Below are 24,801 nucleotides of genomic sequence, written 5' to 3' on the forward strand. Positions count from 1 at the left end.
TTCGAAAAGTCCGGCCGTACGGGGGAGGGCGGCTCACTTCTACTCGACCCCGGCCAACTCCCGGCAGCGCCGGCGCAGCGCCCGGCCCTCCTCGGAATCGACCAGGCCCGGTCGATCGAGGCGCTGGAAGAGGTAGGTGAAGCCCACCACGCCGAGGCGCTGGGCCTGGCTGCCACCGGCAAGGTGTTCGGCGGTGTCGCCCGGCAGGCCGCGCATCAGCAGGGCGAGATCGAAGCCGGTGGGCAGGTAGCCCCAGCGGTCCCAGTCGATCAGGGCGATGTCGCCACGCTCGGCATCCACCAGTGCGTTCTCGCGATGCAGGTCACCGTGCGACAGCACCCGCGGCAGGCGCGCCAGCCGGGCCAGCAGCCATAGCAGGAAGCGGCGCTCGCCGCGGGCGCGATCCCAGCGCAGGGCATCGCTCATGGCCCGGCGCAGCAGGCGGTTGAGCAGGGGGCGCTTGCGGCCGGCACGGGCCCGCAGGCGTTGGCGATGCTGGTCGCCGAATCGCTGCAGGCGCGCCAGCTCATCCATCACGGCCGGCAGCCACGCCTCCCAGCCCGGGCCGAGCCGATCCAGCGGTCGCCCCGGGAAGAAATCGAAGATCAGCGCCTGTCGCTTGCCGAGCCCTACCCGATGGTGCAGCGCCGGGCAGGCCACGCCGGCGGGGGTCAGCACTCGTTCATGGAAGTGCTGGAGGTGATCGGCATCGCGAGGCGCTACGCCGAAACACGCTACCCTCGGGCCTTCGCCGGCATCGAGCTTCACCGCCGCCACCTGGCCGGGCTGGCCAAACAGCGGCCGGAAGCGCGTCAAGGCCAGCTGCCCGGCGAGCACCGCGATCTCGGCATACTCCGGGTGGCGAGAGGCCAGCGACACCGGCAGCCAGCCCTCGGATTCCGGCGACAGGTAGAGCCAGGGGCTATGGCGCAGCGGCCTGCCCTGTGGCGTGGTCACCCGCACGATATCCCCGCTGGCGAGCGCGAGCGGGGCGCGGAAGCCGACGCGGCCATCGGCCGACAGCCCCTCCGCCTGCACATCGGGCCGCCTGTTCGTGCAGGGTACGCTGCCAAGCGCGGTGCCATTGACCGACACCAGCACCTGGGGGGCCAGGCTCCAGCCGGCTACCCCCTCGGCCCACACGCGATCGACATAACCGTTCACCGATGACATGGCCGCGCTACCACCGCTTGATCATGTGCGTCAGCTCGCGATCACGCAGCCAACTCGCGCGCAGCGGCAGCCTGCGCCGTCGGCTCACCTGGAACCCCAGCGACGCATAGAAGGCCTCGGCCCGTGGGTTGTTGCCCCACACCTCCAGGTCCGCCTGCTGAACCTCATGCCGGGCCAGCAGTGCCAGCCAGCGTTCCAGCAACTGCCTGCCGAGGCCCAGGGAGCGAAACCGCTCGTCGATGATGATGCGATAGAGATAGGCTTCGTACCGTCGGAAACGCCGCTGTACCAGCCGGTAGAACGCCCAGCGCCAGGCCGCGTTACGCGCCCCGAACTCGGCGCGCAGGTCGGCAAAGGAGAGACGGTGCGGGCCCTCGCCGCGCAGGTAGAACTGCAGATAGCCGGCCACCTCGCCGTCCACCTCGATGAACAGGATCCGCTGCCAGTTGACCCCCGCCGCCAGCAAACTCCGCCGCTGATGGGCCCTGCCCAACAGCGGCCGCAGGAACGATGGCGAGCTCGACGCCAACCGCCGCTCTTCGGGCCTCGCCGCCTCGGCTCCCGCCACCTGATAGGTCACCACTCCCTGGCTCACGCCGCACCCTCATGCCTCACTCCGCCGGCCCATAGACTACCGCTTATCAAGGATTATCAGAAGTGAGCCGTCGGCTGTTACGGTGCTCCAGGTCGACGACTTGCTCGCGGGGCCGACGGGGCCCGGAGCCGCCGCCGGCCGCATAGCCTCACCTGGGGCGGCGCACGGCTCTCATCGTTCCGCTGTTCCCGCCGCCGCAGAAGAAGCGGTCGCCGCCATCGGACTCGAGCCCCGACACGCCCACGCCGGGCGGCATCTCGAGACTCTCCAGTACCTCTCCCGTGCGCGGGTCGACGCGCCGCAACTCGCTTGCGTCCTCTTCCCAGGTGCCGTGCCAGAGCTCGCCGTCGACCCAGGTGACCCCGGTGACGAAGCGGTTGGACTCGATGGTGCGAAGGATCTCGCCTGACTGGGGATCGATCTGCTGGATTCGCCGGTCCGGATACTGCCCCACCCACAGCGACCCTTCGGCCCAGGCGAGCCCCGAGTTGCCGCCGTCGGGTGCCGGGATGGTGGCGAGCACGGCGCCGGTCTCCGGGTCGATCTTCTGGATGCGATTCTCGGCGAGCTGGAACAGGTGCTCCCCGTCGAAGGCGGTGCCGGCGTGGGCGGCGACGTCGAGCGAGCGCAGCGTCTCGCCGTTCGCCGGGTCGAGGGCGGTCAGCGTGTCGCCGGTGGCAAGCCAGACGTGCCGGCCGTCGTAGGTGACGCCATGCACGTTGTCGATGCCGGCAAAGGGGCCATATTCGCGAAGGATGTGAGCGGCTGAGTGGTTCATGGTTACGTCCTTCCTGGTTGCTGGGTTGGTGACTCCAGCCTAGCTACCCGGATAGGGACCGGGGAGTAACAAGGTTGTCGTGAATCCCGGCACGGGCGGGGTCATCCAGCGCCGCGCTCGCCCGCGACCCAGCGACTGCACCTTGCCTGTCGCCGCCAGCGAGTCGAGGGCCCGCTGCACGGTGCGCTGGCTGGTGCCCAGCGCCAGCGCCAGGGCCGAGCTCGACCAGGTCTCGCCGTCGTCGAGCAGGGCGAGCACCGCGGCATGCGGCTCTTCGATCGGCCGCGCCAGCACCACGACTTCGCCGGTGCCGTGGGGCACCAGCGTGAAGCCTCGCGGCGTCGCCCGCACGTCGGCCAGCGGCCCCAGCGCCGTGCGCAGTCGCCCGACTTCGACGCGCAGCCGCGCGCGATGGGTTTCATCGGCGAATCGGGTGCGGAAGGCTCGGGCGATGAGCGTGCCCCTCGGCGCGTCGCCGGGCCAGGCTTCGCCCAGCAGGCGAGCCAGCGCGAACAGCACCGGGCGCCTGGCGAGCGAGACCACGGTGCGGGCGTCACGCACCACATGGCGGCAGGCGTCCACGACGAGGGCCTTCGATGCCAGCAGCGCTTCGACCTCGTCGAGCAGCAGGAGCCGCGCTTCGCCACGCGCGATCAGGCGTGCCGCGGGCGTGGCCAGCACGCGGGCGGCGCTTTCGACCTCCGCCGTGAGCGCCGGGATGCCGGCGAGGCGGGCGGCGCGCTCGGCCCGAGCGAGCGCGGTGCGTGCCGCCGTCGTGTGCAGGCGGCGTATCGCGACCCCCGCCGCCACCAGCGCGTGGGCCGTGCTCAAGGCGGGCGGGAGGGGCGCATGGTCGAGCTCGGCGAGCGCACGCTCCGCCTCGTCCAGGCGCCCGATCAGCAGCAGGCGCCGGGCCTCGAGGTAGCGCGCATGGGCGGCGTTCACCCGGTCGCCGTGTGCCTCGAGCGTCGCCCGCGCCGCGTCGAGCGCCTTCGCGGGCCAGCCGAGGTCGCGCGAGGCGAGGGCGATCTCGGCCTCGGCGACGACGCACCTCGCGCGGGCCACGGCCTCCTTCGGGCCGAAGGCGCGCGCCGCCCTGCGCAGCAGCGCCTTCGCCCGGTCGAGATCGCCGAGCTGCGCCATCGCGATCCCGCGCAGCGCGAGCGCCGGCGCATCGTCGCGCAGTGCGACGCGGTTCAGTGCGCCGAGGGAATCTCCCGCCGCAAGCGCATGGGCCGCGGCCGTGATCAGTGAGTCCATCGCAATCCCGCCACCCTTGTTACTCCCAGCGTTCGGTCACCTGACACTCAATGTATCTCATGACCGCGAAGAGCCGGTCATACCGAGAACGGAACGAGCCAGGACACCTGACGACGGGAGGGCAAGACGATGACCACACACACGACCGGCACACGCGACGAGTTGGCTGGCCACGGCCGGCCCTCATTGTCACGGCGTCCGGTCTGCCACTCTCTGTGCTCCGCACGGACCTGGCTGGGTCTCACCAGTGAGTCTGAAACGACTCCTGTGCCATCCGTCGTGGGAGAAGGCGCGGCAAGCGAGCTCGATAAGTTCTTCCGGTCGCCAGTTCAGACGCACGACACCGGCATTCCCGAGGGCGAGCAAGTTCGAGGCGTCCGGCCCGGCGAAATGGAGTGAGCGAAGGCCGTTCACCGGTATGTTGGCCACCAAGGCATGCGTGGTCAGATCCCATATCCGAGCTGCATCGCCCGCGATGACCGCAACGAAGCGGCCATCCGCCGAGAAGGAGGCGCCCTTGATCGCTTCGGCCTCGGGCAGGCTCGTCGTCTTACCGGTCTCGAGATCATGCATGACGATATCCGCCTCGGTGACAACGACCAGGCTCCCGCCACCCTCGGTAAACCCCGGCCAAAGCCGGTTCACTTGCATCGGGATGATGTCGTTCACGATATGAGGCGTTCCGTCCGGCCTCGCCTTATGCGCGGGGCCGAGCGTAAGCGCGACCCGGCCAGCCTCGAGATCCATGACGAGCCCCGAGGCCTTCTCCATCACCGCCAGGAAACGATTGTCCGGCGAGAAGGCGAGCCTGGCGAAGGTGAATTCCGTCGACACTCGAAGCAGCTCCTCTCCGGTCTCGATGTCCCAGGCCCGGACCAGCCGGTCACCCAAGATGCGCCGGTTCTCGGAGTTGTCGTCCTGACTACCTTCGGCCGTCGCGAAGAGTCGGCCGTCGGGACTGATCTCGATCCCGGTCACCGGATTGTCGGACACGAGTGTCTGTGTCTCTCCAGATCGCCAGTTCCACCACACAAGCTGCCACCGAGGATCATCGACGTAGCTATCTCTAAGTTCGGACAACAGGGCCACATCCTTCCCGGCGAGCTTGACGGACCAGAAGTGTCGCTCCCGCGTAAGCCGAGCAACCTCGTTCCCGGTTGCCGTCTCGCGCACGCTCAGAACTCCTGGGGAAGCGTCAGACCAATCCCGCTCCCGCAGCGACAGCAGCGCGTGACGCCCGTCCGAGGAGAGGTCTGCCGCCAGAACGTTGTAGGGCTCGTCGCCCGTCGTCAGGTTCATAATGGGTCCGGCACTGGCGTCGAAAACCTGATCCGCATTCCAATACGAAACCGTGAGAGCAATCGTGGAGTCGGGTGCTGTGGCAACATCGTCAGCGCTTGCTGCAAGCCAGGTGTCCAGCGGATCGCCGGGAAGGCGCATCCGTCTCAGACGGCGATCAACGTCGCGGAAGATAATCTCGGCTGACTCCGGGACGGTTGCGATCCCTGCTCCGGACACGTCGCGGCGTGCAACCTCTCGGCCAGTGGCAACCTCGAACGCCCTGAGACCCCAACGATGATTCTGCATACCGCGGCCGACGTATCTCGCCCTCTCGACAACGAAGAGGAAGGAGCCGTCGCCCGTAAAGCCGACCTGACTGATTTCTCCCGTCGAAAGCGCGCGGACCGTCAGCCGGGTCGCCAGGGTCTCCACATCGGCGATGCGTACCGTGTGCTGCCCCCCTTGGATCGCGAGCCATCGTCCGTTGGGAGAAAAGTCCAGGCCGCGGACATCCTCCGCCGGGATCGTGCGCGCCTCATCCTCGGCGTCGACATCCAGAAGCCTGATGCCGGAGCCGGTCTCGGCACTCTCGAAGGCGTAGGCGACTCGCGCCCCGTCGGGGGAAATCCGTGGATGCCTGATCTTGCCGTCGACCATTGGGGGCGCTATCTCGCCTAGCGCGGCCGTATCCCACAGGCGAAGAGCGTTTCCCTTCTGGGTGATGGCGCGCTGAGCACGCGTCGCATGAGCGGATGCATCGGCAGTGATCGCCATATCGAAACGTCGCAGCGTTTCGCTACTATCAAGGTCGCGAATTTCCAGAATGGAGGAGGAATATCGAATCGCGACCTGGGCCGAGTCTGGCAGGGTTCTGATGGTCACCGGAGTGTCTATGAGAGGGATGCGTTTGAGTTCCATCCCATCCGCGATGCGGATGACCGAAAGCGCAGCGCCCTCATCGGTTTCAAGCGCGAGCACCACCGACGAGCCGTCACGGGTTACGGCGATGCTCCGGGCCCAAGCTGTCCCTTCGCGGCTCAGAGACTCCCGGCCCGTGTCGAGGCTGAAAATGCGCAGCCTTTGCTTGGGATTCCCATAGCCGCTTTCTGCTACGGCAACACCCGCTCGATTCGGCAGGAATGCGGCTTCGATAGGGACGGACCCGCCGCCAATAAAGCTTCGAGCCCGTCGCCAGATCCGGTTTCCTGACGCAGCATCACGCAGCTCGATGGCCTCGTGATCGTGCAGGAGGGTGACATTCGCCCCCGGGTCTGTCGCGAGATGCTCGAATCGGACGGGGTCCTCACCGGCGGGGTTCCACGGCCCGTCGCCGTCCGCCGGGAAGTAGCGGATCCAAGGCGCCATGTAGCGATCGTCGGCTCCGATACCTTCGGCGACGAACAGGCCACCCGGCAGCGCCGTGAGGCGAGCCGTTTTGGTCACCTTCGTATCCAATTCTTCGGACCAGATCGCCCGACCTTCCTCGATGTTCCAGAGAACGACTCGCGCACGGTCCCGGGAGGCGCCTTCGTCTTCGTGAACATAGTACGCTGTCAGTATCCGCCTAGCATCGTTCGATAGAACGGCCTCGTCAGGTCGCGGTCCCGGTATTGCGGCTATCTCCACACCAGACGCAGCATCGTAAATCCGCAATCGCTCCTCGGCGCCGTCGTGGCTGGCGGCGAGTCGGCCGTCGGCGCTGCGCCAGCCCGACGAGGCGTGATCGCCTGGCTCGGTTCGCCATGTCGTCTCGCCAGTTTCCACATCCCAGCCGGCGAAGGTACCGTCGCCCCCGGTGACAACGAAGCGATCGTCATCGGACCAGAAAACCTCGTATACGCCGCCCGCCTCGCCAAGCTCGGCCAGTTGCCGCCCAGTGTCCGCATCGTAGAGCGCGAGCTTGGAGTCTCTGACCAAGAGCAGGCTGCCGGACGGGTCGAAGCCGATGAATCCCCCCTGTATCGGGACCCGGCGGCGAAGTTCCCCATCGGCGGTGTTCCAGATGAGGACCTGATCGGCCTGGCCATCCCGTGCCGCGAAGAGGTGCCCGTCGGGGCTGAGTGCGGGATTTCTCAGTTCGCCGTTCCACGACCAGTGTGACAGGCGAGCCCCCGTCGACAGATCCGAGATACGGATGTCCGTCCAGTTGGCCGACGACCCGTTTGCGCCCAGCGACACCGCAACGCTCCTGCCAGCTTCATCGGCAACGATGCGGCGGAGCGGAAGATCGAATCGCCTTTCTGCCAGGATCGTGCGGAAGTCCGCAGCGAGTCTGATCAGGCGTCCGGACTCGGTCCCCGCCAACAGCGTGCCCTCCGGCTCGAAGCGAAGAACGCTTACGGTGTCCGCTTCGAGCGCCCGAAGCACCTGGTCCCCGTCGACGCGGCGCGCGCTGAGCCCGCCCTCGCCGCCCGCCACGAGCCATGCACCGTCGAGCGAGAACGCCAACGCATTGGCGCGACCGGGATGGCGCCAGCCGTCTATCCGCGCCGTATTGCCCTGCTGCCAGAGGACGACGAGGCTCTCGTCGTCGGATAAACCCAAGTCAAGATGAATCCACCCACCCGGAACAACCGTCCGGATCCAGGAACCGCTTTGCTGGTTAGCCGTGGCGATCAACCCTTGCGCCGAAACGATCGAGCGCGTCGTCAGAAACAACGCCCCGTCTATGCGTAGAACCACCGGCGCGGCGACCTCGTCGAGATCCCAGACACGCGTCGAACCGTCATCGTGGCTACTGACCGCCCAGTCGGCGGCGGTCTCGACGGAGACGGGATGCCCTTGGCCTCGTTCCTCTGCAAGCAGGTCGAGTTCGACCGGCAGGGTTGTCGCCTCGCCTTCGTCCAGGGGAACCCGGCTGATAGAACCGCGATGAAAACCGAACTCGGCGACGAGAAGCTCGTTTCTCCCGGGGACGAGCCGCGCCTCGACCCGGCTCGCCCCACCCCTACGCGGAAACAGGAGTTCGTGGGCAACGTGCCAGTCCGGCGCTCTCCGAACCTCGATCCGGCCGTCCTCGCGCACGACATACAGGTCCTCGCCATCGTCCGAGAACAGCACCGCCGCATCTCCCTCCGTGGCTGTAAGCCGGCGTGGATCGTCGGCTTCGGCGTCCCGCACCAGCACGTTGCGCGTTGCACCCCCCACCACGAGCGTTCGGCCATCCGGCGAGAGCACCGGGTCGGCGCCACCCTCCACCCGCCCCGTCCATCGCGGCTCGAAGGTGCTAGCGTCGAGAAGTGCGACGTCCGAATGGAGCGCGGCATCGCTCTCGAAATCCCTTCCATGTGCGTCGCGCCGTATCCAGGCAGCGGTCTCTCCGTCGTCGGCGACGACACTCTCGTCGGCCCAGTCGTCGTCGGCTGGCGCCACCGAGCCCGCGGCGAGTGCAAGCGCATCTCGCAAGGCGCCGACACCTTCGGGTGTGACCCGGCGGTGGAGCGAGTCGACCGCGATCATCGCCGCGGCGGAGGCCTCCCCGGAGTTCTCGGCCAGGGTCTTGTCCGCCACGATGGCGAGACTCCTGGCGACGGCGAGTCCCGCTTCGGCGTCTGCGCGCATCGCCTGCCGCTCCGCGCGTTCGCGTGAGGCCTCCTCACGATCAAGCGCCACTTGCGCCGCATCCCTCGCCGCGCGCTCGTCGAAGAACAGCTTCGTCGCCCAGCCGCCGAGCAGCAGAAAGATCACCGCCGCCACCGTCGCGAGCCGGCTGATCCAGGCGAGCCGGCGGCGTGAGCGTTCGCGCTCCTCCGCCAGCTCCTGCGCCTGCCGCAGCTCCTCGGCGCGCCTGGTCTCGGCGACGTCGACGCTGCGACGAAGGAACGCCAGGTCCGCCTCCGACAACGCCTCGCTGCGCGTCGCCATCCAGTCCCGTGCCGTTGCCAAGGCGAGGCCCATCAATACCGCCTCGTCGCGCGTCTCCTCGGGCGCGGCTTCCCATTCCCGCCGTGCCGTCTCGAGCTGGCCGTGCCAGATCAGGAATTCGCGCTCTTCATCGATCCAGCGCGAGAGCCGCGGCCACTTGCGCAAGAGCATTTCATGGGCGACCTCGACCGTCGCCTCGCCGCCCACTTCACCTGTCGTCAGCAGCCGCCACCCCGAACCGGCGAGGGTGAGGGCCACGCTCCACTCGTCCGACCGGCACTCGGATTGCACTGCGCGGCGGCGCACCACCTCGCCCTCTTTCGGTACCTGGGCGAGACGCAGTGTCAGGAGCCGGCGCAGTGCCTCCTCGCACCCGGGATCGGCGGCGAGGAAGGCCTCGGCGCGTTCGGTAAGCGGCTTGCCGATGTCCACCATCTCGACGGGAAAGCGCAGGACCCCCTCCGCCCGCTCGTCCCTCCGCATCGCATCCCAGGCCTCCACCATCAGGAAGGAGAGCAGCGGCAGGGCCCCGGGTTCGCGGTCGGCGGCCTCGGCGATCACAGTGACGATGTCCGGCGTGTCGAACCGCGCGCCGAGTCGGGCGGCGGGTTTCGCGATCACGTCCTCGAGCTCGGCACGGGTGAGCGGTGGCACATCGATACGCCGGCTGACGGGAAAGAGCGCCGTGTCAGCCTGGTGTCGGCCATAGAAATCCGACCGCAGGCTGGTCAGAATCAGCAGCCCCGGCGCCGCCGACGCCTGGGCGAGGAGCGCCGCGAAGCGCGTCGCTTCCGCCGGCTCGGCGCGGACATAGAGCTCTTCGCCCTGGTCGACATACAGGAGGAGGCGGCTCGGCGCGGCATCGCCGGCGAGGGTGGCGAGACGCTCGCAGGCGGCGGAAGCAAGATCGACGAGCTCCGAGCCGTCGCGGAAATTCCGCGCCCAGGCGTTCGCCTGAGCGTCTATCTCGGCGGGATCATCCAGCCAGAGCCGTACGAAGCCGAGGGCGAGCGACTTGAGCGGGCGCTCGCCGGGACGGATCACGACGCTTTGCCAGCGATGGCTGTCCGTCAGCGGCCCGGGCCATGGGCGGTCGAGGTCGCCGGGCCAGAGCCGGCTGCGCAGTGCGGCAAAGAGCCCGGCCATGACGAGCGAGGACTTGCCGACGCCGGAATTGCCGACGAGAGTCAGGATCTCGCCGTGCGCCCTGGCGACGGTCTCGATCAGCTCGCACGTCAGCACATCACGGCCGAAGAAGAAGGCGGCGTTCTCCGAGGTGAAGGCCTCGAGCCCACGATAGGGGTTCGTCTCGCGCCAAGGCGGTGGGCCCGGCATCTCCACATCCGCCCCTTCGAGCGCGGCATGGATCTGGCCCACGGCCACTTCCATGCCGTGAGAAACTCGAAGCAGGTGAAGCTGACGCAGGAAGGGTAACCCCGGCGTCTCGTCGCCCAGCAGCACGGGCACGATGCGCGGCCGCCCGGCGACCCGATTGAGGCGCAACGCCTCGTAATATTCCAGTTCCTGCCAGGTCCCGATGCGCTTGCCGATGAGCAGCAGCACGGCATCCGCCCGCTCCAGCTCGTCGCCGAGCCTCGGGAGCCAGTAGGCGCCACCGACATTGCTGCGTGGCGCGAAATAGGGGTCAAGCTGCGGTAGTGCGCCGCCAAGGGCTGCGATCAGCCGTTCTGCCTCGGGCTGATCGGGCGAGTGGTAGCTGATGAAGACGCGCATCGAGAGCCACCGATCATGTCGTGCTCTTACCATTTCAGACTAATCAAACTTCCTGCGACTTGCGCAGGCGAACATGCGATGGCATCGACGACTGGTCGGCACTGGTCGCTTACTGCACCTTGAGGGTGCGCGAGAGCATCTGCTTGGAGATGTCGCGATCTTGCGCATCAAGACGGTGAAGCGCCTGGTGCCGGGCTGCAGGGTGACGAGCACGACCGGCACTTGGCCGCCTCGAGTCGCGACCGAAACATTATCAGGCTATCGTTTGTCTGACTGAATGGAGAGGGCCCATCCGACATGACGCTCGGCTTGGGACCGCGTCACCACCCTGAAGGAGCTGTCATGAGTCAAGCGACCGACTACACCCCGCCGCGGGTCTGGACCTGGGACAAGGCGAACGGCGGGGACTTCGCCAGTATCAACCGGCCCATCGCCGGCCCCACCCACGACAAGGCGCTGCCGGTGGGCGAGCATCCCTTCCAGCTCTATTCGCTGGCCACGCCCAATGGGGTGAAGGTCACGGTGATGCTGGAGGAGCTGCTGGCGCTGGGCTACCAGGACGCCGAGTACGACGCCTGGCTGATCCGCATCGGCGAGGGCGACCAGTTCGGCAGCGGCTTCGTCGCGATCAATCCCAACTCGAAGATCCCGGCGCTGGTCGACCGCAGCGCGTCCGAGCCGATCCGGGTCTTCGAGTCCGGTTCGATCCTGCTCTATCTCGCCGAGCGCTTCGGTGAATTCCTGCCCGGAAGCCTGGCGAAGCGCACCGAGACCCTGAACTGGCTGTTCTGGCAGATGGGCAGCGCGCCCTTCCTGGGCGGCGGCTTCGGCCACTTCTATGCCTATGCGCCCGAGAAGCTCGAGTACGCCATCGACCGTTACGCCATGGAGGCCAAGCGCCAGCTCGACGTGCTCGACCGGCGCCTGGCCGAGAGCCGTTACCTGGGGGGCGACGACTACAGCATCGCCGATATCGCCAACTGGCCCTGGTACGGCCAGCTGGCACTGGGCCGGCTCTACGACGCCGGCGAGTTCCTGCAGGTGCAGGAGTACGCGCACGTGCAGCGCTGGGCACAGGAGATCGACGCCCGCCCGGCGGTGCAGCGTGGGCGCATGGTCAACCGCACCTTCGGGGAACCCTCGATGCAGCTCCACGAGCGCCACGACGCCCACGATTTCGAGAGGAAGACCCAGGACAAGCGAGGGGTGACGGCTTGAACGAGGGCGAGGCCTGTATACTCTGAGCGAGGGGTGGGGGCCATGCCGGCCCATGGCCGGCGGCGCCGCCCGGTGATGGTGACCTGGGGGCTCGCATGCAGAAAGTGCTCGTCAGTGCCTGCCTGTTGGGCAGGCGGGTACGCTACGATGCGGAGGCGCTGACGGCCTCCTCGGCCATTCTCGACCGCTGGATCGGCGAGGGACGCGTGGTGTCGGTGTGCCCGGAAGTGAATGCGGGCATGAGCATTCCGCGGCCACCCGCCGAGATCCAGGGCGGCGACGGCGCGATGGTGCTGGCTGGCCAGGCCCGGGTGATCGAGATGACGGGCCGTGACGTGACCGACGGTTTTCGAACCGGTGCCGAGATGGCGCTGGCCCTGTGCCGACAGCATGACATTCGTGTCGCGGTGCTGGCCGAGAAGAGCCCCTCCTGCGGCAGCGGCGAGATCTACGCCGGCGATTTCTCGGGGACCCGGCTGCCCGGCATGGGCGTCACGACCGCCCTGCTCAGGGAGCACGGCATTGCCGTGTTCAGCCAGCTCGACATCGCCGCCGCCCAGCGTGCGCTGTCATGCGCCTGACGCTCGGCGCGTGGCGGCAGGGCACGATCGAATTCTGATCCTTGGTGTGCCCGGCCCGCCGGTTGGGATGGCGCCCATGGGAGAGCATGCAACGAGGTCAAGGATGAAGCTGCGCTCAATGGAAAGAGAGGACCTGAAGGCCTGCGCGCGCCTCTATGCGCGGGTCTTCGCCGCCGCGCCCTGGAACGAGCCCTGGGACGCCGAGTTGGCGCTGAGGCGACTGGTGCACTTCGAGGCGTCGAGCGGCTTCTTGGGGGTGGTGGCGGACGGCGATGACGAGACGGGCGAGGTGCTGGGATTCGCGCTGGGTAACCTGGAACCCTTCTGCAGGGGGACCTTGTTCTACCTGAGGGAGATGTGCGTTGGCACCGCGTGGCAGTCGCGGGGGGTGGGGACGGCGCTGTACCGGGCGCTGGAGGCGAGGCTCCATGGGCACCAGGCCCGGGCGCTCTATCTCGCGACCGATCGAGGCATTCCCGCGGCCGCGTTCTACTCCGGGCTGGGGTTCCGCCGTAGCGAGAACATGGCGTTCTATGCGAAGCGCCTTGCGGGAGATGGCGCGTGACCCCGTGTCGCAGACGATCGGCCGTCGCCTGATCCCCAAGTGGGGGACCCCTCAGGCTGATCGTGTCGGTCGGCAGTGGTCATCGCTCGAGGCTCCGGCGCGAAGGAGGGGCCCGGTTACCCGGGTCCGCTCCTCCGGCCTGGTCAGCGGCGTGCTTCGAGGATCAGGTTGAAGGGCGTTTCGGCCGCGCGCCGGAAGTGGGCGAAACCGGCCTTGCGGAACACCTCGGCCAGGCGCGCCTCGCCGGCCTGGGCGCCGAGCACGAGTTGGCCGCCTTCCGAGATCGCATGGGCGCAGCAGATGGTGGTGGAGGCGGCGTAGTACATGCGCGAGACGATAGAGAGGTTGTTCTCGACCTTGTCCTGGGCGTAGGGCTCGACCAGCATCACCGTGCCGTTGGGGGCCAGTACCTGCTCGGCGTAGCGAGCGGCGGCGATGGGGTCGCCCATGTCGTGCAGGCAGTCGAAGAAGCAGATCAGCCCGTACTGCCTGTCGGGGTAGTTCACCGCCTGGGTGAGTTCGAAACTCACGCGATCGGCAACGCCCGCCGCGGCCGCGTTGCGCCTGGCCGCGTCGATCGAGGCCGCATGGGCATCGAAGCCGTGGAAACGCGAGCGGGGGAACGCCTGGGCCATCAGCACGGTGGAGTGGCCGTGGCCGCAGCCCACGTCGGCGACGTCGATGCCGGCCTCGAGCTGTTCGACGACGCCCTCCAGGGCGGGCAGCCATTCCGGCACCAGGCTGGCGCGATAGCCGTTGCGGTAGAACGCCGCCACGCCACACTGCAGGCGGCCGTCATGATCGCCCCAGGCCACGCCCTTGCCGGTGCGGAACGCCTCGAGGGTGCGCTCCTCGTCGAACCACATCGAAGCCGGTACCTGCCAGGCGTGGGGGATGAACACCGGGCTCTCCTCGTCGGCGAGCACCATGGCCTGTTCGGGGGAGAGTTCGTAGGTATCGCTGACGGCGTGGTAGCCCACGTAACCGCCGGCGGCCTGGGCATTCAGCCACTCGGATACGTAGCGCTCGGCGCAGCCGGTGCGGCTGGCGAGTTCCTCGGCGCTGAGCGGGCCGGCGCCCGCCATGGCCTGGTACAGGCCGAGCTTGTTGCCCAGGCTGACCATCACCCCGCCGTAGGCGGAGGAGAGGTCGCCAACGGCCTGGGCGACGAAGGCTTCCAGCTTGGTCTGATCGATGATGGGGGCATTCATGGAGTGCGGTTCCTGTCTTGTTGTGTCGGGGGCCAGCGTCCCGCTCATCATCGTCGCACGGCGCTGCCCGCTGAAGAGCTTGAATCACCCGTAATCGGTCCGTTTGTGCCACACTGAATTGTCCCTCTCTGCCCGATCTGCGAGGCGCCAGGCGCCATGGCCGGACCCGCCATCCTTGCCGGGGCAAGCCCCCGACACGTCAGCCTCGTGGCGCTGCCCGACGCCGTGGTCTCCACGCTCGCCGGTCTCTTCGATGTGATGAACGGGGTGGCGCTCATGGGCTTGGTGGCGCCCAACGCCCCGGCCCCGTTTCGTATCGAGATCGTGGGGGAGGCGGTGGGGGCGCTGAAGCTGGCCAGCGGCGTGCCGATCGATGTCCAACGCGCCATCGACACCATCGAGACGAGCGACATCGTGATCGTTCCGTCGGTATTACTCCCTGCCCAGGGCTGGGAGAAGGGCCGCTATCCCCACCTGGTCGAATGGCTACGTGCCATGCATGAGCGCGGCGCCGTGCTGTGCTCGGCGTGCTCGGGTGTCTTCCTGCTGGCCGAGACCGGGCTGTTCGACGGCAAGGAGGCAACGGTTCACTTCGGCTACGCGGAAGCGTTCATGACCAGCTACCCAGCCGTGTCGACTCACCCGGAACGCGTGCTGGTGATTGCCGGTCAGCATGAGGAGCTGGTGAGTTCGGGGGCTTCGATGAGCTGGCACGACCTGGCGCTCTATCTCATCGCGCGCTATGCCGGGGCGACCACGGCGCAGGAGGTCGCCCGCCTGTTCGCGTTGCAGTGGCACCAGGATGGTCTTACGCCCTACCTGGTGTTCGCCGCCAAGACCGACCATGGCGACGGCGAGATCCAGCGCGGGCAGCAGTGGTTGGATGAGCATTTCGCCCTTGCACACCCGGTGGAGGCGATGATCGAACGTTCGACGCTGGCCGAGCGTACCTTCAAGCGGCGCTTCGTCAGCGCCACCGGCCTGACCCCGATCGCCTACGTCCAGCGCCTGCGCATCGAAGACGCCAAGCGCCGGCTCGAGCGCACCGAGGCCACGGTCGAAGAGATCAGCTGGCGGGTCGGCTACGAGGACTCGGCCTTCTTCCGGCGGCTGTTCAAGCGCACCACCGGCCTCAACCCGAGCGCCTATCGCCGGCGCTTTCGCATCCCCGACTTCGCTCGGTCGCCACGCTGAGTCGGGGCCAACCGGCTCGCGTTTCCGCCGTCCTTCAAGCCGGTGCCAGCCAGTACAGGTTTTTCTCAAGCACCGTTGTGGCCCATGGGAAAGACGCGATTGCGATCCCCAGCGATTCGCCGCAAAGTGACCCGGTAGTGGCAAGAGGTTGGCTCGCCCTGGCACCTGTTCTGGCAAGCCGAGGCGGCCGGTTTCCTGTTGATGTCCCTGGCGGTATTGGGCTTGGGCGCCGCGGCGGTGTTCTGGCTCAAGCGGCTCCACGCGGAGTTGGAATCATGAGTTGCTGCGTGATACCGCTGCGAGACGGCTCAGCCAGGCCGACGGCTGGCCGAGATACCCCATGATGTCCATGACCTCGTAGCGGCCTTCGCGTTCGAGTACCAGTGTCGGAAACCCCGCCCCATCCACGCGGGCCAGCCGTTCCCGGCTGGCGCGGATATGCGCCTTGGTCGGCTCGCCCTGCTGTGGGGCGTAGGCCGCGTCGAAGGCGGACCCGTCGAGCCCGATATCCAGCGCCACCGTGCGCAGCACCGTTGGGTCGGAGATGCGCCGCCCCTCGACGTAGTGGGCTGTCTGCATGCGTGCCAGCAGATCAAGCCCCCGGCCGTCGATCTCGTCGGCCGCCAGCATGGCGGTGATCGGTGGTTCGGAATCGAACACCGCGCTTTGGTCGCAGAGCAGACCGTCGCGATAGGCTTCTCCAAACGGTTGGCCGCTGAGCCGTGCGATCCGCCGGTCGTGCTGTTCCACCATCTGGCGCAACTGCGGCGTCACGGGACGACGGTTGGGGCCGGCCATCATGCCGCCGGCGTGTAGCCGTATCGGCAGCGATTCGTGCGCCGCCTGGATCAACGGTGCGACGGCGTAGCACCAGCCGCACAATGGATCGAGGATGTAGTGCAGGGTCACCGCCCCGGCATTGCCGGGGCGGAAAGAGGTTGCCTGGTCGTTCATGGGGTTACCACTCCATCTCGCCCGTGTTGACCTTGGCGCCGATCTCCAGCGCAATGCCCAGGCCCGCCTGCGGGTAGGCGTCCTGCATCGCCTCGATCAGCGCTGCGCTGTCATCGGCTTGGGCCAATTCGGTCTCGAAACGCTGCAGATAATCCTGGGTGTAGGCCAACTGCGAAGCATCCTGCGGCAGGTCAGGCAAGGAATGGCCCGGTACCACGGTGGTCGGATTCAGTGCGGCGATGTCGTCCAGTTTCTCCACCCAGGCCGCGCGCTCCGCGGCTGTCTGGGCATCGGCGGTCCATGCATGCAGTCCGGCGTATACGTTCACGCCGCCGGCTACTGCCCCAATGGACGGGATCCACACATAGCTGCGGTGCGGCAGGCTGTCGTCCAGGCCGCGGATTTCCAGCGTCTGGCCTTCCAGCGGGATGGTATTGCCGGACAGCACCTCGGGCAGTGGCACCTGCTGCGGTGCGTTGGCGCCCAGACGCGGGCCCCAGATTTCCAGCTTGGTCGGCAGGGTATCCTCGATCTTCTTCACCGTCGGCTCGGTGGCTACTACCTCCGCGTCGGGGAAGAATTGCCTGAGGACGTCGATACCGAAGTAGTAATCGGGGTCGGCCTGGCTGATGTAGATCGTTTTCAGCTCTTTACCGCTATCCAGCACCATGGCCGCGATGCGCAGTGCGTCGGCGCGAGTAAAGCCGGTATCCAGCAGCACGGCGTCGTTCTCGCCGGACACCAGTACGGCATTGACGTGAAAGCTGCCGGCATCGGCGTTATAGACCTGCAGCGTCAGCGGTGCCGCCGTGGTCTCGTCGGTCTGCGCGTCGGCGTTGGCGGATGCAAAACCCAGCGCCGCAGTGACGAGGGTGAACCAGTGGACCGGAGAGAGGAGTTTTTTCATCGCGCTTATCCTGCAAGGTGAGTGAACAGGTGGGTGGTTGTGCACAGGATATTGGTTCGCAATGGTTGGATATACGCTATTCTGATCGACAGTTTGTCAACCAGATCGAGCGAATAGATGGACCGTTTTACCGCCATGCAGGTGTTCGTTGCGGTGACCGAGCGCGGCAGCGTGACCGCGGCCGCCGAAGCATTGGATATGTCGCGGGCGATGGCCAGTCGTTATCTTGAAAGCCTGGAGCGCTGGCTGGGCGCGCGGCTGTTGCACCGCACGACGCGCCGCATCGCCCTGACCGATGCCGGTCACGAGGCCCTGGCGCGCTGCCGCCAGATGCTGGACCTCGCTGATGAAGTGCAGCTGGCGGCCGGTGCGCGCGGTGTCGAGCCAAAAGGCCGGTTGCGCATCGCCACCAGCCAGTCGTTTGCCCAGGCCTGGCTCGCGGAAGCAGTGGCGGAATTTCTCGAAGATCATCCGCAGGCGCAGGTCGAGCTGCTGGTGCTGGAGCGGGCCGTCAACCTGGTGGAGGAGCGGGTGGACCTGGCGGTGCGTATCACCAATCAGCTCGATGAAGCCTTGGTGGCGCGACGACTGTGCTCCTGTCGCTCGGTATTGTGCGCGTCTCCCGGCTATGCGAAGCGCTATGGCGTACCGCACACGCCCGAGATGCTGGCTGAGCATGCTTGTGTGGCACACTCCTATGTCAGCCGTAGCGAGATCCGACTGCGCCGGGAGGGCCGCAGTGTGACCGTGCCGGTGACAGGGAAACTTTCCAGCAACGAGACGGGCGTCGTGCGCATGGCCACGCTGGCCAGCGCCGGCATTGCGATGCTACCGACCTATTTCGTTGCCGATGACCTGCGTCAAGGCCGGCTGGTACCCGTATTGCCGGCGTGGGAGCCGGAGCCGCTGGGGATTCATGTGGTGTATCTGTCGCGCCGCTACCAGCCGCTATTGCTACGGGTGATGATCGACTTCCTGGCCGATCGGCTTGGCGGTGATACTGCGCCCTGGGATCACGATCTCGCCATTGATCGCTCTATTCGCACGGAGACATCTTGATGGGCCGCTCCATTACGCCGCTGACAGATCAACTTGCCCAGGCCGGCATGTCGGTGACTGACGGCGATGGCGAGTCCGCCCGCTACGGCCGGTTCCGTGTCAACGAACGCGGCGAGCCCTTGTTGGTCGCCCTGCACGGTGCCGAACTGGAACTGCTTGGGGAAATGGAGCGGTAATGGCAGCAGGACGAAACATGAACAGGGCGTTGGGCCACCGTATCCTGATCGCGGTAGAGATGCTCTTGCTGGCGCTGCCGGCGAGTGTGATCTGTCTATTCTTTGGCTTGGCCCTGTTAATGACGGTGGGATTTCCCTGGGGCCTGGAAGAGCTGGTGATCATGCTCTTCGTGTTTATCGGCACGCTGGGTATCGTTGGGCTGTGGTGTGCAGCAGTGACTTACCTGGCACGGCGAGCGCGGTTCATCTGGTGGTGGCGGGCCGCCTGCATGGGCGCCGGGCTGGTGACGGTCTCCCTGATGCTATTCAGCCCGATCGCCTTCGGCTGGGAGCCGCCGGAATGGGTGACCATCATTGCCCTCGGGGTCTTTGCCAGCCCGCTGCTGGTGCCCTTTCTCCATCTCGCCTACCTGCTGCGGACGACCCGGTAGCAGTGGTGCCTCGGGAAGGCGCCGGATACCTCCCCAATGCGGGGTATCCGGCGCTTGCGTCTCAGGCCACCTGTTTTTCGCCGACGGCGGATGCGTTGGCCCGGCTCAGGAACGAGCGGTTCAACGGGCTGTGCGGCTTGGCGGCGAGGCGCTCGTGGGCCAGGCCCTCGGCCACGTCGCGGTAGCCGCCGCGCAGGGCGGCTTCGGTCAGCGTCCAGTCGATGATGTCGCGCTGGGCGTGGCTGCCGCCGAAGGCGTTGGCGATGAAGCGCGCCGGGTGCAGGCGCTCCACCGCGGAGGCGTAGTCGCTGCGCCAGAAGGCGACGAAGCCCTCCGTCAGGGGCAGGCCGATGCGCCGTGCCCAGGCGGCGGTTTCCGCGCCGCCTCCCGCGTTGCGCAGCGCGGCCAGCAGCCGTTCCACCCGGTCGTCACGCCCGGCGCCGAGGTAGGCCATCACGGCATGCCAGTCGTTGAAGGGGTAGAGCTTGCCGTCGGCGTGCCGGTCCCAGGTGTCGGCCAGCTCCCGCCAGCGGGCGCCGACGTCCTGGCCGGTGAGGTGCAGGCGCCAGAGCAGGGCGGAGGCGTCGACCATGTCCAGCGCCACGGCGCTGCGCTCCTGCCGGATCGGGCCGTCGTAGAGGGCCAGTGCCTCGCCGGTCTGCCCCAGCTCGAGGTGGCAGAGCGCGCGATGCCACCAGTTGTGGACCTTGAACAGGTTGTCGTCGGCGGCCCAGTAGGGTTCGCGGGCGAGCATCCAGCCGAGGCCGTCCTCGGCCCGGCCCTGCATCTCCATGACGTGGGCCACGGCGTGGTGCGCCCAGCAGTCCAGCGGTTCTCCGTCCAGCGCCTGGCGGCCGGTGTCCTCGGCCCGGGCGTAGGCGCCGCTCTCCTCCAGCCCGAAGGCGTACATGCCCAGCAGGATCGAATGGCCCGGCATGTCGGGCGACCACCTGGGCAGCACGCGGGCGATTCGGTCGCGCAGGTCGCGGCCGTTGGCGCGGTAGAAGTCCGCCAGGTGGCCGGCCTGTAGCGCCAGGAGGTCGTGCGGGTGGCGCAGGTTGTGGCGATCCAGGGCGCAGGCGGCGGCGGTCCACTCGCCGGCCAGCAACTGGTCGAGCACGGCGACGTGCGAGGCTTCCCGGTCGTTCAGGCGTGAGGTCTTGGCGATGGCGACGTCCCCCCTGGCCGCGTCGGCGGCATCGGGTTCGGTGGCCAGGGCAAACAGATAGGCCCGGAAGAGGCGGGCCATGGTGAAATCGGGCGCGATCTCGAGGGCCTGGTCCAGCGGCGCCACGGGGTCGCCACGATAGAGGTTGAAGGCGTCGACGGAGCGGGTGTAAAGGTCGGCGGTCTCGGCGGTGGCGCCGGGCAGGGGGTTTCCTTGGCGGTCGGTCAGCATGGAGGATGGCTCCTGGGTGCGGTTGTTGTCGTTCGTCAGGGCGGCGAAGGGCGGGCAACGGCCTCGCCCCACGCCACGCTGCTAAACTACCCGGAGGTGCGGCGGGGAATAATGGGCGAGGCGCCGGAGTTCTTGTCCGAGCCGCCGCCATCACGGGAACGTCGACCGATGGATGCCTCTCTCGATGTGTTGCGCACGCTGCGCCTGACCGGTGGCCTCTTCCTCGATGCGGAGTTCACCGCGCCCTGGTGCGTGGCCGCCCAGGTTGCGCCGGAGGATTGCCACCCCTTCACCCCATTACCCATGGGCATCATCGCCTATCACTACGTCAGCGCCGGCCGGCTGTGGTTGCGGGTGGGAGAGGGGGCGTCGGTGGAGGTGTCGGCGGGGCACCTGGTGGTGCTGCCCCGCAACGATCCGCACGTGCTCGGCAGCGACCTGGCGGGCCCGGCCGTCAGCGCCGAGGGGCTGATGCAGGCCAGCGTGGAGAGCGGCATTGCCCGGATCGTTCACGGCGGCGGCGGGGAGGCGACGCGGGTGTGGTGCGGCTTTCTGCTCAGCGAGACGACGACCGACCCGCTCGTCGGCATGCTGCCGAGCGTGATGACCCTCGACGTGGCCGAGGGCGTTACCGGACCATGGATCGAAAGCTCCTTCCGCCTGGCCGCCAGCGAACTCGCTGCCGGGGAGGTGCGCTCACCGGCGCTGCTCGCCAGGCTGGCGGAGCTGCTCTTCATCGAGGCCGTGCAGCGCTACCTCGCCGGCTTGCCGCCGGGGCAGCGTGCCTGGGTGGGCGGGTTGCGCAACCCTCTCGTGAGCCGCGCCCTGGCCCTGCTGCACGATCGGCCGGAACGCCACTGGACGACCGAAGCGCTGGCGCGGGAAGTGGGGCTTTCCCGCTCCGCCTTCGCCGAGCGTTTCACCGAGCTGGTGGGGGTTCCCCCCATGCGCTACCTGGCGGGGTTGCGCATGCAGATGGCGGCCCGCCGCCTGCGCGAGTCCCAGACCCCGATCTCGCGCATTGCGCTGGAAGCGGGGTATGAATCGGAAGCGTCCTTCACCAAGGCGTTCAAGCGCGCCTTCGGGGCGCCCCCGGCGACCTGGCGCCGGGAGCAGCATAACCCGCCGCAGCCCACCCCGGCCGACTGACCTTCGGGTGCTTTCAGGCGCATGCGCACGTGCGGCGCCGGACCAGGAAGATCGATGTCCGCCCGGCGATGACGCGCGCATGGTCGGCCACACCTTCGGGAAGGGCGCTGACGTGGCCAATGCCGAGCCAACCGAGCCTTTGACAGGTCAATCCATACCCGCAATGAGTGATGGCAACACGATATCTGATGGGTCAGATGTTGCACTTGGTCATTGAGATCGCCGTTATGGCTTCAGGACTACAGATACATGGACTATGTCTTATAAGCTGCATGGCAAGAAGCGTGCAAGTAAGGTGGTATAACTCGCACGTACCATATGTCGTATTTTCTACAGCCAAGCCATCTGCGTCTACTATAGTGAAACATATTAATACTGGGAATTACATTTCTTGTCAGAGAAATGATGTTAGGGAATAATAATCGCACTTCGTTACATTGGTGGTTTTATTGCGACGTGCACAGGAAGATATCATGAATGCATTCATGAACGTTAATGTGTCAGTCGTGCGGCTTAATTAATTACCCGAATGGATAATGTCAGTACATTTTTCGTGTAAGTAATGGTGTATGTCTGCTTGTGGCATGTAAGGTATTAAGGTACATGCGGCTAGTTTTCCTTCAGGAAGGAAGCCAAACCAAGCCCGCCGGGTAGAGTTGGCTGCTAAGTGTGGAAACGGAACAACGTGGTTGTCGTAAAAGGCGACTTTTGTCATTCCCCGGAGCCGATTGGATCCGAATGAAAGGCGCGCGACCACACTCACCAACTTGCGAGCCAACGATCAACAATAACAGTGGGGAAATTGAAATCATGGCTACCCAACAACCGAGATATACTCCCGAGGTACTCAAAAAGCCCGCGAATTACGGCGTACTCGAACAGCTGGCGGGAACCTGGGTCAACTACAACCCGGACAACAACACGACCGGATGGGGATTACACACCACCTGCCTGCCCTCCCCCGGAAGCAACTCCGAAACCATTCCCGGCAAGTTTCATTTTCTCTGCCAGAACTACGACGAGGAGCTTACCTTTACATTGGTACCCGGGGGAGTACGCAACCGAGGTGGCGCCAACGAGCAGTTCAGCGGAGCGGTAAAATACGACCAGACCATTCATGATCTCGATGGCAACCTGCTCCATGAAGAGAACGGCATGTACCTCTGGCTGGATACTCTTTATAACCATCCCGCCGACGACGACTCCATCATGACCGATATCGGTTATCCCGAACTATCGGCGGGCGCCGGCGCCGACGGCCCGGTTTATATCCCCCCCTATTCGGTCTCCCGCAGCGGCACGATCCCCCACGGCAGCACCGTGCTGTTGTTGGGTAGAGACTCAAAAAATGAGGGCAAACCGCAATTCCCCCATGGCACTGCCACATGGGACCCCGCTCACCTGGCCATCTCCCCGAGCATGGGGCTGGCAGGCACCACCGCCGACACCCCCATCAATCTCGATGAACCGGCGCCGCCCTGGGTTCACGATCCCAGTCTGGCGGAGAGAGATCCAAGCGGCAACAGAACCTATACACAGCGCATTCTGGCGGACGATCACTACCCCTACTCGGTGCGTCCCGACCTCCGCTTGCGCGACGCCATCCAGGATCAGGAGATCAAGAGCTTCGTACTGATCGATATGCGCACCCGGGAGCCCGGCGGGCCTGAGGGTGGACTACTGAACACCCCATTCGTAGAGCGATTCGCGCGTGTAACCGAGATGAGCTTGCGGATGTGGATCGAAACTGTGATCGAAAACGGCGAGGAGGTTCTGCAGCTGCAGTACGAGCAGATCCAGTTCTTCGAGTTTCAATTCGGCACTGATGGCGGCACGACCCGCTGGCCACACATTCAGATCAATACCCTGCGCAAAAAAGCGTGACCGCACGCCTGACCGCACGGGAACCCGCCGCTGTTCATGACTGCAGGCGTCGGGTTCCCGCCATCTGCCGCGGAAACAGGCTAACCGGGATAACGAAACATTAAGGAGATGAAGACCATGGCGCCATCAGAAACAGTGAGAGAGAACCTTTCTCCGGGCCTGTTCGACAGGCTCGCAAGCACCAGTGAACCCGCGCTGCAGGACCTCCGGGAGGCGGCGCAGCTCGCTTTACAGGTGGAGTTTACCACCATACCTGTCTACCTCTCGGCACTCTATTCCATTTCAGACACCGGGAGCCACGCCTACCAGACCCTGCGAAGCGTAGCCATGGAGGAGATGTTCCATGTCAACCAGGCGGCCAATATCATCGTCGCCTTGGGCGCGCTGCCCAAATTTACCGGTGATGCGGTCCCTACTTTCCCCGGCTATTTGCCACAGGCCAACCCGAACACGACCCCCATGGTCGGCCTGTTTCGCGCATCCCCCGATGTATTCGCCAATGTCTTTGCCGCCATAGAGAGCCCGGCGCAGTATGGCGCGCCTCCTCAGGGCGACAACTATGACAGCATCGCGCAGCTGTACGGCGCCCTGATCGCGGCGGTGAATACCTATCCCGGAAACCCCTTCAGTACAACTGATGTTCCTGGTCGACAAAGGACCAACATTTATCTTGGAAAATTTGGCGGTAACGTCAACGAAGTGGTGGACAAGGAGAGCTTTCATGTAGCGGTAAACGAAATCGTCGAGCAAGGTGAAGGGACCGTCCCCCCTGAAAAGCCTCTGGTGCCGGTTGAGAGTTTCGGTACTTACAACCACTATGGCAAGCGCACCGACGGCACCTACGGGCCCATCCTTGGCACCCCGTACGAGATGAGCCACTTCCTCAAGTTCCGCGAAGTTTCGCTCGACAGTGCCAATTTCCCGGCGACGCTCCCCATCATCTCCAATCCCGACAGCAGCGACTACACCAACCAGCGGGCCAAACGGTTGTCTGACAGCTTCGATCACCGCTACAGCCTGATGCTGCGCGCCTTCGAGGCCGCATTCAAGGACGACGCCCCCGACCCCTATTTCAACGTCGTCCTGTCAATCATGCACCGGGTGCTGCCGCATCTTGCCAGGGCGCTGATGTCTACCCCGGCCTTTGCCGACGGCGACAGCTCCGTTGGCCCCAATGCCGCACCGGCTTGGCGTTACAGAAGCGATACCGGGCGCACCTTTGAGGAACTGACGCAGGAGCTTGAAGGTGAGCTCTACCAGCTGTCGACATCGCCCAGGGACAATGCGTTGCGCACGCACCTCAAGGCAGCCATAGCAGGCGACAAAGAGATATTGACGGCAGCCAAAGAGCTGGGGTTGTAACGGGATCAAGTTGAAAGGAAATCATC

The 24,801-nt window shown here is 66.2% G+C and carries 19 protein-coding genes; 10 read left to right on the forward strand and 9 right to left on the reverse strand.

Going from position 1 to position 24,801, the window contains the following annotated elements; all coding sequences use genetic code 11:
- Positions 1 to 39 precede the first annotated feature (39 nt).
- The 5 genes from QLQ85_RS16795 to QLQ85_RS16815 form a co-directional block, all read right to left on the reverse strand.
- Complete coding sequence (locus QLQ85_RS16795) at positions 40 to 1,173, reverse strand: aminoglycoside phosphotransferase family protein (protein ID WP_282740043.1); 1,134 nt, start codon at positions 1,171 to 1,173, stop codon at positions 40 to 42.
- 7 nt (positions 1,174 to 1,180) lie between these two features.
- A complete protein-coding gene (locus QLQ85_RS16800; RefSeq protein WP_282740044.1) occupies positions 1,181 to 1,768 on the reverse strand; it encodes a GNAT family N-acetyltransferase in 588 nt (195 codons plus the stop codon).
- Between the two features lie 148 nt (positions 1,769 to 1,916).
- Positions 1,917 to 2,546: a Vgb family protein gene (locus QLQ85_RS16805; RefSeq protein WP_282740045.1), complete on the reverse strand. Its 630-nt coding sequence runs from the start codon at positions 2,544 to 2,546 to the stop codon at positions 1,917 to 1,919.
- Positions 2,547 to 2,585: 39 nt separating this feature from the next.
- Positions 2,586 to 3,806: a helix-turn-helix domain-containing protein gene (locus tag QLQ85_RS16810; RefSeq protein WP_282740046.1), complete on the reverse strand. Its 1,221-nt coding sequence runs from the start codon at positions 3,804 to 3,806 to the stop codon at positions 2,586 to 2,588.
- 189 nt (positions 3,807 to 3,995) lie between these two features.
- Complete coding sequence (locus QLQ85_RS16815; RefSeq protein ID WP_282740047.1) at positions 3,996 to 10,685, reverse strand: nSTAND1 domain-containing NTPase; 6,690 nt, start codon at positions 10,683 to 10,685, stop codon at positions 3,996 to 3,998.
- A 342-nt stretch (positions 10,686 to 11,027) separates the two neighbouring features.
- On the opposite strand from QLQ85_RS16815, the gene yghU reads away from it, so the two are divergent.
- The 3 genes from yghU (at position 11,028) to QLQ85_RS16830 (ending at position 13,049) form a co-directional block, all read left to right on the forward strand.
- Entirely contained in the window at positions 11,028 to 11,903 is an 876-nt protein-coding gene (gene yghU / locus QLQ85_RS16820) for a glutathione-dependent disulfide-bond oxidoreductase (RefSeq protein ID WP_282740048.1), read from the forward strand.
- A gap of 95 nt (positions 11,904 to 11,998) precedes the next feature.
- Positions 11,999 to 12,484, forward strand: coding sequence for a DUF523 domain-containing protein (locus QLQ85_RS16825; protein ID WP_282740049.1), 486 nt, complete (start codon positions 11,999 to 12,001; stop codon positions 12,482 to 12,484).
- A 118-nt stretch (positions 12,485 to 12,602) separates the two neighbouring features.
- A complete protein-coding gene (locus tag QLQ85_RS16830) occupies positions 12,603 to 13,049 on the forward strand; it encodes a GNAT family N-acetyltransferase (protein ID WP_282740050.1) in 447 nt (148 codons plus the stop codon).
- A 143-nt stretch (positions 13,050 to 13,192) separates the two neighbouring features.
- Here QLQ85_RS16830 and QLQ85_RS16835 read toward each other — a convergent pair whose 3' ends face one another.
- Positions 13,193 to 14,260 carry a class I SAM-dependent methyltransferase gene (locus QLQ85_RS16835; protein WP_282740051.1) on the reverse strand — a complete coding sequence of 356 codons (1,068 nt, stop codon included), beginning with the start codon at positions 14,258 to 14,260 and terminating at the stop codon, positions 13,193 to 13,195.
- Positions 14,261 to 14,416: 156 nt separating this feature from the next.
- Between QLQ85_RS16835 and QLQ85_RS16840 the strand changes: the two genes are divergently transcribed.
- Positions 14,417 to 15,454 carry a GlxA family transcriptional regulator gene (locus tag QLQ85_RS16840; protein WP_282740052.1) on the forward strand — a complete coding sequence of 346 codons (1,038 nt, stop codon included), beginning with the start codon at positions 14,417 to 14,419 and terminating at the stop codon, positions 15,452 to 15,454.
- Positions 15,455 to 15,727: 273 nt separating this feature from the next.
- Here the strand turns inward: QLQ85_RS16840 and QLQ85_RS16845 are convergent, their stop codons facing one another.
- Together QLQ85_RS16845 and QLQ85_RS16850 are read right to left on the reverse strand one after the other, a co-directional pair.
- Positions 15,728 to 16,408 carry a DsbA family protein gene (locus QLQ85_RS16845; RefSeq protein WP_282740053.1) on the reverse strand — a complete coding sequence of 227 codons (681 nt, stop codon included), beginning with the start codon at positions 16,406 to 16,408 and terminating at the stop codon, positions 15,728 to 15,730.
- Between the two features lie 4 nt (positions 16,409 to 16,412).
- Complete coding sequence (locus tag QLQ85_RS16850) at positions 16,413 to 17,315, reverse strand: MBL fold metallo-hydrolase (RefSeq protein ID WP_282740054.1); 903 nt, start codon at positions 17,313 to 17,315, stop codon at positions 16,413 to 16,415.
- Between the two features lie 117 nt (positions 17,316 to 17,432).
- Here QLQ85_RS16850 and QLQ85_RS16855 point away from each other — a divergent pair, with 117 nt between their 5' ends.
- From QLQ85_RS16855 to QLQ85_RS16865, 3 genes are read left to right on the forward strand one after another with little or no spacing between them, the layout of a single operon-like run.
- Positions 17,433 to 18,374: a LysR family transcriptional regulator gene (locus tag QLQ85_RS16855; protein WP_282740055.1), complete on the forward strand. Its 942-nt coding sequence runs from the start codon at positions 17,433 to 17,435 to the stop codon at positions 18,372 to 18,374.
- Entirely contained in the window at positions 18,374 to 18,550 is a 177-nt protein-coding gene (locus tag QLQ85_RS16860) for a hypothetical protein (RefSeq protein WP_282740056.1), read from the forward strand. The genes QLQ85_RS16855 and QLQ85_RS16860 overlap by 1 nt, the downstream gene beginning before the upstream one ends.
- Positions 18,551 to 18,567: 17 nt before the next feature.
- A complete protein-coding gene (locus tag QLQ85_RS16865) occupies positions 18,568 to 18,981 on the forward strand; it encodes a hypothetical protein (RefSeq protein ID WP_282740057.1) in 414 nt (137 codons plus the stop codon).
- Between the two features lie 61 nt (positions 18,982 to 19,042).
- On the opposite strand, the gene QLQ85_RS16870 is transcribed toward QLQ85_RS16865, so the two are convergent.
- A complete protein-coding gene (locus tag QLQ85_RS16870; RefSeq protein ID WP_282740058.1) occupies positions 19,043 to 20,380 on the reverse strand; it encodes a tetratricopeptide repeat protein in 1,338 nt (445 codons plus the stop codon).
- Between the two features lie 168 nt (positions 20,381 to 20,548).
- Here QLQ85_RS16870 and QLQ85_RS16875 point away from each other — a divergent pair, with 168 nt between their 5' ends.
- The 3 genes from QLQ85_RS16875 to QLQ85_RS16885 all read left to right on the forward strand — a co-directional run bounded on the left by QLQ85_RS16875 (position 20,549) and on the right by QLQ85_RS16885 (position 24,775).
- Positions 20,549 to 21,529, forward strand: coding sequence for an AraC family transcriptional regulator (locus tag QLQ85_RS16875; protein WP_282740059.1), 981 nt, complete (start codon positions 20,549 to 20,551; stop codon positions 21,527 to 21,529).
- An 810-nt stretch (positions 21,530 to 22,339) separates the two neighbouring features.
- The gene (locus QLQ85_RS16880; protein WP_282740060.1) at positions 22,340 to 23,413 is read left to right on the forward strand and encodes a peroxidase, FMP-type; all 1,074 of its coding nucleotides are present in this window, start codon (positions 22,340 to 22,342) and stop codon (positions 23,411 to 23,413) included.
- 117 nt (positions 23,414 to 23,530) lie between these two features.
- Positions 23,531 to 24,775, forward strand: coding sequence for a ferritin-like domain-containing protein (locus tag QLQ85_RS16885; protein ID WP_282740061.1), 1,245 nt, complete (start codon positions 23,531 to 23,533; stop codon positions 24,773 to 24,775).
- The last annotated feature ends 26 nt before the right edge of the window (positions 24,776 to 24,801 follow it).

The organism is Halomonas kalidii, from assembly GCF_030010475.1.
GTDB classification, from domain to species: domain Bacteria; phylum Pseudomonadota; class Gammaproteobacteria; order Pseudomonadales; family Halomonadaceae; genus Halomonas; species Halomonas heilongjiangensis.